At 69.4% G+C, this 5520-nt stretch carries 10 protein-coding genes and 1 pseudogene; all 11 read right to left on the reverse strand.

Annotated elements, in window-relative coordinates; genetic code table 11:
- On the reverse strand, positions 1-430 hold a 430-nt coding region (locus tag ACWDSL_RS51430; RefSeq protein ID WP_450496432.1), incomplete at its 3' end, for a DUF7426 family protein.
- Complete coding sequence (locus tag ACWDSL_RS51435) at positions 430-906, reverse strand: phage tail tube protein (protein ID WP_450496434.1); 477 nt, start codon at positions 904-906, stop codon at positions 430-432. The genes ACWDSL_RS51430 and ACWDSL_RS51435, both read right to left, overlap by 1 nt.
- A 12-nt stretch (positions 907-918) precedes the next feature.
- Positions 919-1359, reverse strand: a complete 441-nt coding sequence (locus ACWDSL_RS51440) for a minor capsid protein (RefSeq protein ID WP_450496435.1) — start codon at positions 1357-1359, stop codon at positions 919-921.
- Complete coding sequence (locus ACWDSL_RS51445; protein ID WP_450496437.1) at positions 1347-1625, reverse strand: hypothetical protein; 279 nt, start codon at positions 1623-1625, stop codon at positions 1347-1349. Before ACWDSL_RS51445 ends, ACWDSL_RS51440 begins: the two co-directional genes overlap by 13 nt.
- 74 nt (positions 1626-1699) lie before the next feature.
- Positions 1700-2014, reverse strand: coding sequence for a hypothetical protein (locus ACWDSL_RS51450; protein ID WP_450496439.1), 315 nt, complete (start codon positions 2012-2014; stop codon positions 1700-1702).
- Positions 2008-2430, reverse strand: coding sequence for a hypothetical protein (locus tag ACWDSL_RS51455; protein ID WP_450496440.1), 423 nt, complete (start codon positions 2428-2430; stop codon positions 2008-2010). The genes ACWDSL_RS51450 and ACWDSL_RS51455 overlap by 7 nt, the downstream gene beginning before the upstream one ends.
- 14 nt (positions 2431-2444) lie before the next feature.
- Positions 2445-2957, reverse strand: a complete 513-nt coding sequence (locus tag ACWDSL_RS51460) for a hypothetical protein (protein WP_450496442.1) — start codon at positions 2955-2957, stop codon at positions 2445-2447.
- Between the two features lie 13 nt (positions 2958-2970).
- Positions 2971-3558, reverse strand: a complete 588-nt coding sequence (locus ACWDSL_RS51465) for a hypothetical protein (RefSeq protein WP_450496443.1) — start codon at positions 3556-3558, stop codon at positions 2971-2973.
- 14 nt (positions 3559-3572) lie between these two features.
- Entirely contained in the window at positions 3573-3899 is a 327-nt protein-coding gene (locus ACWDSL_RS51470) for a hypothetical protein (protein ID WP_450496445.1), read from the reverse strand.
- Between the two features lie 2 nt (positions 3900-3901).
- Complete coding sequence (locus ACWDSL_RS51475) at positions 3902-4966, reverse strand: major capsid protein (RefSeq protein WP_450496447.1); 1065 nt, start codon at positions 4964-4966, stop codon at positions 3902-3904.
- Between the two features lie 16 nt (positions 4967-4982).
- A pseudogene (locus ACWDSL_RS51480) lies at positions 4983-5520 on the reverse strand (hypothetical protein); the annotation flags it as partial.

Here is a 5520-nt window from a genome sequence, read left to right on the forward strand (position 1 = left end):
GCTTCGTCGCGCTCGCCGCAGCCGATCCACTCTTCTTCTGGGCGCGGCGCGTCTCCCGATTCGGGGCCAGCTGAGAAGGGTCCCCGGCCGCCTTCCAGTACTGCTCAGCGGTCTCGACGCCACTCACGATCCAGAACATCGCCGTGAGCCCGGTGTGCCTGAGCTGGGACCAGGTGACGCCATCCGCCCGCAGTTCCTCGAAGACCGGGCCGAGGCACAGCTGGAAAAGGTCGCGTTCCTCGTCGTCGTCCAGCAGATTGGTATCGATCGCCTCGCCGCCGGCCACCAGGCGAGCGGCGAGGGTGGTGATGCGCTGGACCTTCAGGCCGTCCTCGGCGGTCGGACTGGGGATGCGGTACGTCTTGCCCCGGATCGGGAGTTCGAGCGCGTCGTCGAACAGCTCGTCGAGGGCTTCGAAGCGGGCCGCCATCAGGGCGTGATCGGGTTCGTGATCTGGGACAGCGGGCCGTTTCCGGTCAGCGTCACCTCGACCTGATCCAAGGCGTTCTTGTCGCCCCCGGACGGCTTCCACTCGACCAGGGCACTGCCCCGGTACGCCTCGGGCAAGCCCTCGCGGTCCATCCACCGGATCAGCACTTCGGAGTCGGCGCCCCAGCCGAAGAAGACCGCCCGCAGCTTCTCGTGCACAGCGTTGTACGTCGTGCTGTCCGCACTGGTCTTCCGGTTGAAGGTCGCGGTGACGGACCAGCCCTGACCGGTTTTCGTGTTGCCGTCCCAGCCGTCATCGTCGTACGTCCCGCTGTCCTCCACGTTGGGCGGGGCCTCCCAGTTGAACTCGGTGATGGCCGGGCACAGCTGGAAATCGGTACCGTCACCGGCTGCGGACATGTCCACCTCCAGCCGCCAGCGGCGGGCCAGAGCGGTGACGGGGGTAGGCGTCGACATGACGCGGTCCTCCTATTCGTACGCGTGGGTCGCGGCCCTGGTGGTCCGCAGGTAGTAGTTGGCGGCCAGCTCCATCCGGCCGAGCTGATCCTGGCCGAGGGGGCCCTGCGACTGGCGCCAGCACAGGCCGATGTGGATGCCGCCCGCGACGAAGTGCTCGCGTCCGTGGAGCAGGTCGAACAGGGCGTCGGCGAGCTGGTCCGCTTCGCGCGGGTCGCGGCTCGCGCGGACGCGCACCTGCACGCCTGTGATCGCGTCGGTCAGGTGTGTGTCCTCCACCGGGTAGGCGGTCAGTGCCACGATCCGGTCGGGGTTGTCCGGCATGACCGCCACAGTGAGGCCGGTCTCACTGACCGTGTAGACGCCGTCCGGCCGGTAGACGGCGATGCCCTGGTCGGCGATGAGCTGAGCGAGGCCGTCGAGGAGGTCGGGGGTGTAGCTCACCGCAGCCACCGGCGGATCTCAGTGGCGATGATCTGCGCGACCCGCTGCCGCTCGCGGTTCATCGGGTCTTCGAGGTATTTCGCCTTCCGGCCTGGCATCGGGTGGTGGAAGTCGAGCCGCTCATGCTGAGGAACGGCGTAGACGGTGTCATAGGAAACCGTGCCGGTCAGCGTTGCCTCGTCGACCGCAGCCTTCCCCGAGCGTTCCAGCGTGCCCTCGTCGAGCGGCACTTCCTTCTTCGACTCGGCCAGTACATGCTCGGCGGCCAGCTGCACGCCGCGAGCGGCACGCCGACGGCCGCCGCTGGTCCACAAGCGGCGGCCGTTGTATGTGAGACGGGTGTACTGCGTCACAGCAGCATCACCTCCAGGTGATCGGGAGTGGGCAGGCCGCCGCCGTCCCGGCGCTTCGCGTCGATGACGGTCGTCTGCCTCCCGTCGGGTAGCGTCGCGCGGGACTTCGCGGGTGCCGCCGTATCGAGCGGGCAGTAGGCCGTCGAGGAGGACGTGACCTCTTCCCCGCCGGGATTCCGCACGAGCCGGGTGGCCTGGTCGAGGAAGCACCGCACGGCCACCGGTGCCCCGTAGACCGGACCGTATGGGCCGTCGCCCTCGTGCGGCTCGACGGTGATCTGATGCCGCAGCAGGAAGCCAGGGATCAGCACGATGTCACCGCCCCGAGCCGGAAGATGTCGGGCAGCGTCAGGTCGGGCGATTGCAGTTCGTCCCACGCCTGCGGGGCGATCTGCCGGGCTGGAGAGTCGTCCCCGCTGGCGGCGGCAGCCGACCCAGACAGGCTCACCGAGCCGATGCTCACCGAGCCCCACCCGGCGCCGACCGCGCCGATGGAGTCGCCCACCTCCTGCCACCACTGCACCTGTGCGCACACCGCCGCCTGGATCGCGGCGAGCACCACGGCGTTGGTGGGCATGCCGTCGGCGTCGACCTCGTACCAGCACAGCCTCAGTACGCGCGCCTCCAGCATCCTCGTCGCGCGGGCAAGGAGCTGGGTGGCGTCTGCTGGCGGGGTCTGCCCGGTGTAGGTCTGGTAGTCGGCCGACGTGGCGTAGATCCTGGCCACCAGACAGCACCTCCTTACGCCGAGGCGCCGATGAGGACGATGTCGTAGGTCACCGGCGTGCCCGCACCCGAGTTGGCGATGTGCAGCAGGTCGGCGGTGCCCGCGGTGACCGCGTAGCCGGTCGCGTCGTTCTGCCCGGCGATGAGGGCGAGCGTGCCGCCCGGCCGGACAGTGACGGTGTGTGTTGCACCACCGGCCCACGAGACGAACCCGTTGCTGGTGGCGTTACCGACGATCACGTTGTTCGTGTTCGCCGCCGCTGCCGAGATCACCAGGCCCTTGATGCGCGCGAAGGTGATCGTCGCCCCGAAGGCGTCGACCAGGACGCCCGCCAGGTCGAGATCCTCCGACGCCGAGGCCGCCAGCGTGCGCCGGTCGCTGAACACCTTGTCGGCCTGCCCGGCCCCCGTGCCGGAGGTGAGCGTGACGGGCTTGCGAATGGCCAGCGGCACGGTGCCGGTCGCCAGATCGAGAGCGCTGGTCAGCTCTGCGCTGACAGCGACGGACATGGTGCTGGTGAGTGCCATGCCAACCCCCGGATCAGGTCGCGACCACGTACGGCGCGAACTGTTTCGCCGTCGGAGACGCGATCGTTGACGGGGCCGTGGTCGTCAGGCCGGAGCCGGACGACTGGGACAGGCTCCGCTCTCCGGTGACGATCGCCGGGGCCACCACCGAGCCGATCAGCGTGGGGACGGTGGTGGCGGCGACCATGACCGCAGCCCAGTACACGCCCGTCGTGCTGATCGTCTGCGCGGACGAGAGTGCCAGGGTTTTGGTGGTGTTGGCCGCCCACGCCCCGGTGGTCTGGTCGGCAGTCTGGGCGAGCAGCGCGGGAGTCGAGGCGCTGGAGTACAGGGCGAACCACCAGTTGGTGGGCGTGCCGGCCGCCGTAGCCCCGGACCGGAAGCTGATGCTCGTGACGACGTCCCCGGCCTGCAAAAAGATCGACACCGAGGTCATGACGCCGGTCGCCAGGGCGACTTGCCCGGTGTCGCCGGCCGAGTCGTACAAGCCGGTGCGGGGCATGTTGCGGCGGAAGAAGGTGTCGGGCGACGAGGGGTCGGCGAGGTTGTAGTGGGCGAGGGCGTCGCGGACGTTGCCGGTGTAGGCGCCGAGCGTGGTCACTGTTCTGCTCCCTTCTAGAGGATGGTCTTGCGGGCCTCGCCCGCCTGCTCGGCCGCGATGACGCGCTCGGCCTCGTCGGGGTCGGCGGTGTCGAGGTAGGCCAGGACCTCCTTGACGGAGTGCTTGGCCGGGTCGAACTGCTCGTCCGATCCGCCGGCGTGCTCCTGCTCGGGCTCGTCGTCCATGGCTACGACGGTGTAGCCCTTGCGGCGGAAGTAGCCCAGCGCCGCCGTGAAGTCCTCCGCCGAGTCGTCCACGACGGCGCGACCCTGGGAGAACTGCACACCGGCGACATCGCCGTTGAAGCCCCGCGCCGGGGCGGTGATCTCGAACGTTGCCATGATCAGGCCACCTTGATGTTGCGGAGGACGCCGCAGCTCTTCACGTTCCGGAGTACCGCGGCGACTGGCCCCATCTCGACCTCGCCCGACTTGACCGCGCCGGGCTGGGTGAAGTCGGGCATCCAGGTCTGCACCAGCGGCTGATCCGCTGCCGAGGCGCCGTGTAGGGCGTCCAGGCCGAAGCTCGCGGCGTACAGGTCGGTGACGTTGGTGATGTTGCCCCCGGCGCCGCCCGCGTCGGTGTCGCGGGTCTCGTTCGGGATGATCGGCCCGGTGCCCAGCGCGCTGTCGCCGAGGTCCTGCAGGACCCATGGCCCGTACATCTCGATCTGGCGGCCGAGGTCGTCCTTGGTCTGGGTGTAGATCCCCGCCCAGCGGGCCAGCGCGCGCATGCGGGTGATGGATCGGGTGTTGCCGAGGATGGCCTTCACGCCGGGCGGCAGGGCTCCGGGGGCGCCGGCGTCGCCGCCGCCGGTGTGGCTGGGCACGATGCGGGACAGGAAGTCGTCGACAATGTCCAGCTGGGCCATGGCCTCGGCCTGGGTGTCAATAGTGCCCCGGGTCCAGTCCAGGTACCCGGTGCTCACGCCCTCGTTGAGCGGCAGGTACTCGGTGGCCTGCCCGGTCAGGGACTTGTCCAGGCCGTCGAAGCCCTCGGAGTCGACAGCGGTGTCACCGTTGATCAGCTCGTCCTGGAACCTGGCGCGGACGCTCGTGAGGAGCTGCTGCATCTGGAAGGTGATCTCGTTCGTTGCCGCCGCGCCCAGGCGCGAGAGGACACGGTCGACCGTGAAAGCACCGCCGAGCGGCTTGAGCTCCACCGTGTACCGCTGACGGCTGGCCTGCGCCGGGGTGTACTCCTCGTTGATCGACCGGAAGTTGGCGGTCCGGGCGGCGGTCAGCCGGGTGTAGCCGTATGTCAGCGACGCGCCGCCGGTGCCGGGTGTGACGGTGTCGTCGAACGCGATCTGGTCCAGCAGCCATGAGTAGCGCCGGAGGTTGTCGATGACCGCGTAATCCACGTCGGCCTGGGTGTTGACCTGCGCCTGTGCGAGCGTGACGGGCACGGGATCCTCCTACTGGTTATGTTCCGAAAGCGCCGCGTACGGCGGCGCTGAGTGATGTGGGGCGGGCTTTGGTCCCGCCCTCGCCGGACCCGCCGGAGAGGTCGCCGCCAGAGCGACCGGCACTGGTGGGAGCGCGCAGCGCTGGGTTCCTGCCAAGGGCCTCGTTGATGGCCTTCTCGACTGCCGCGTTGAACGCCTTCGGGTCATCCGAGACGTCGATGCTGTCGACGGTGTCGCAGAAGGATCGGGAGTCGAGCAGGGCGTCCGCGTCGGCGCCAAGCCGGTGCGCGGCCCTGTAGACGTGCAGCTCGATCGCAGCCGAGGCGGCCTGCTCCTGGGCTGTGGAGAGTTCGCTTCGCGACTGCATGAGCTGCTGTGTCAGCTCCTCCGGGGACGGCGGTGCGTCCCCGTCGTCCAGGCCCACGGCCTTGCTGATCGAGGCGAGCAGTTCCTTCCGCGCCTCATCGGCCGCGTTCTGCTTGGCGACGGTGCGTGCCTTGCCGGCCTCCTCGCGGGCATCTCGGATGACCTTCGCGACCGGCGCCGGCAGAGAG

The organism is Streptomyces sp. NPDC000941, assembly GCF_053599555.1.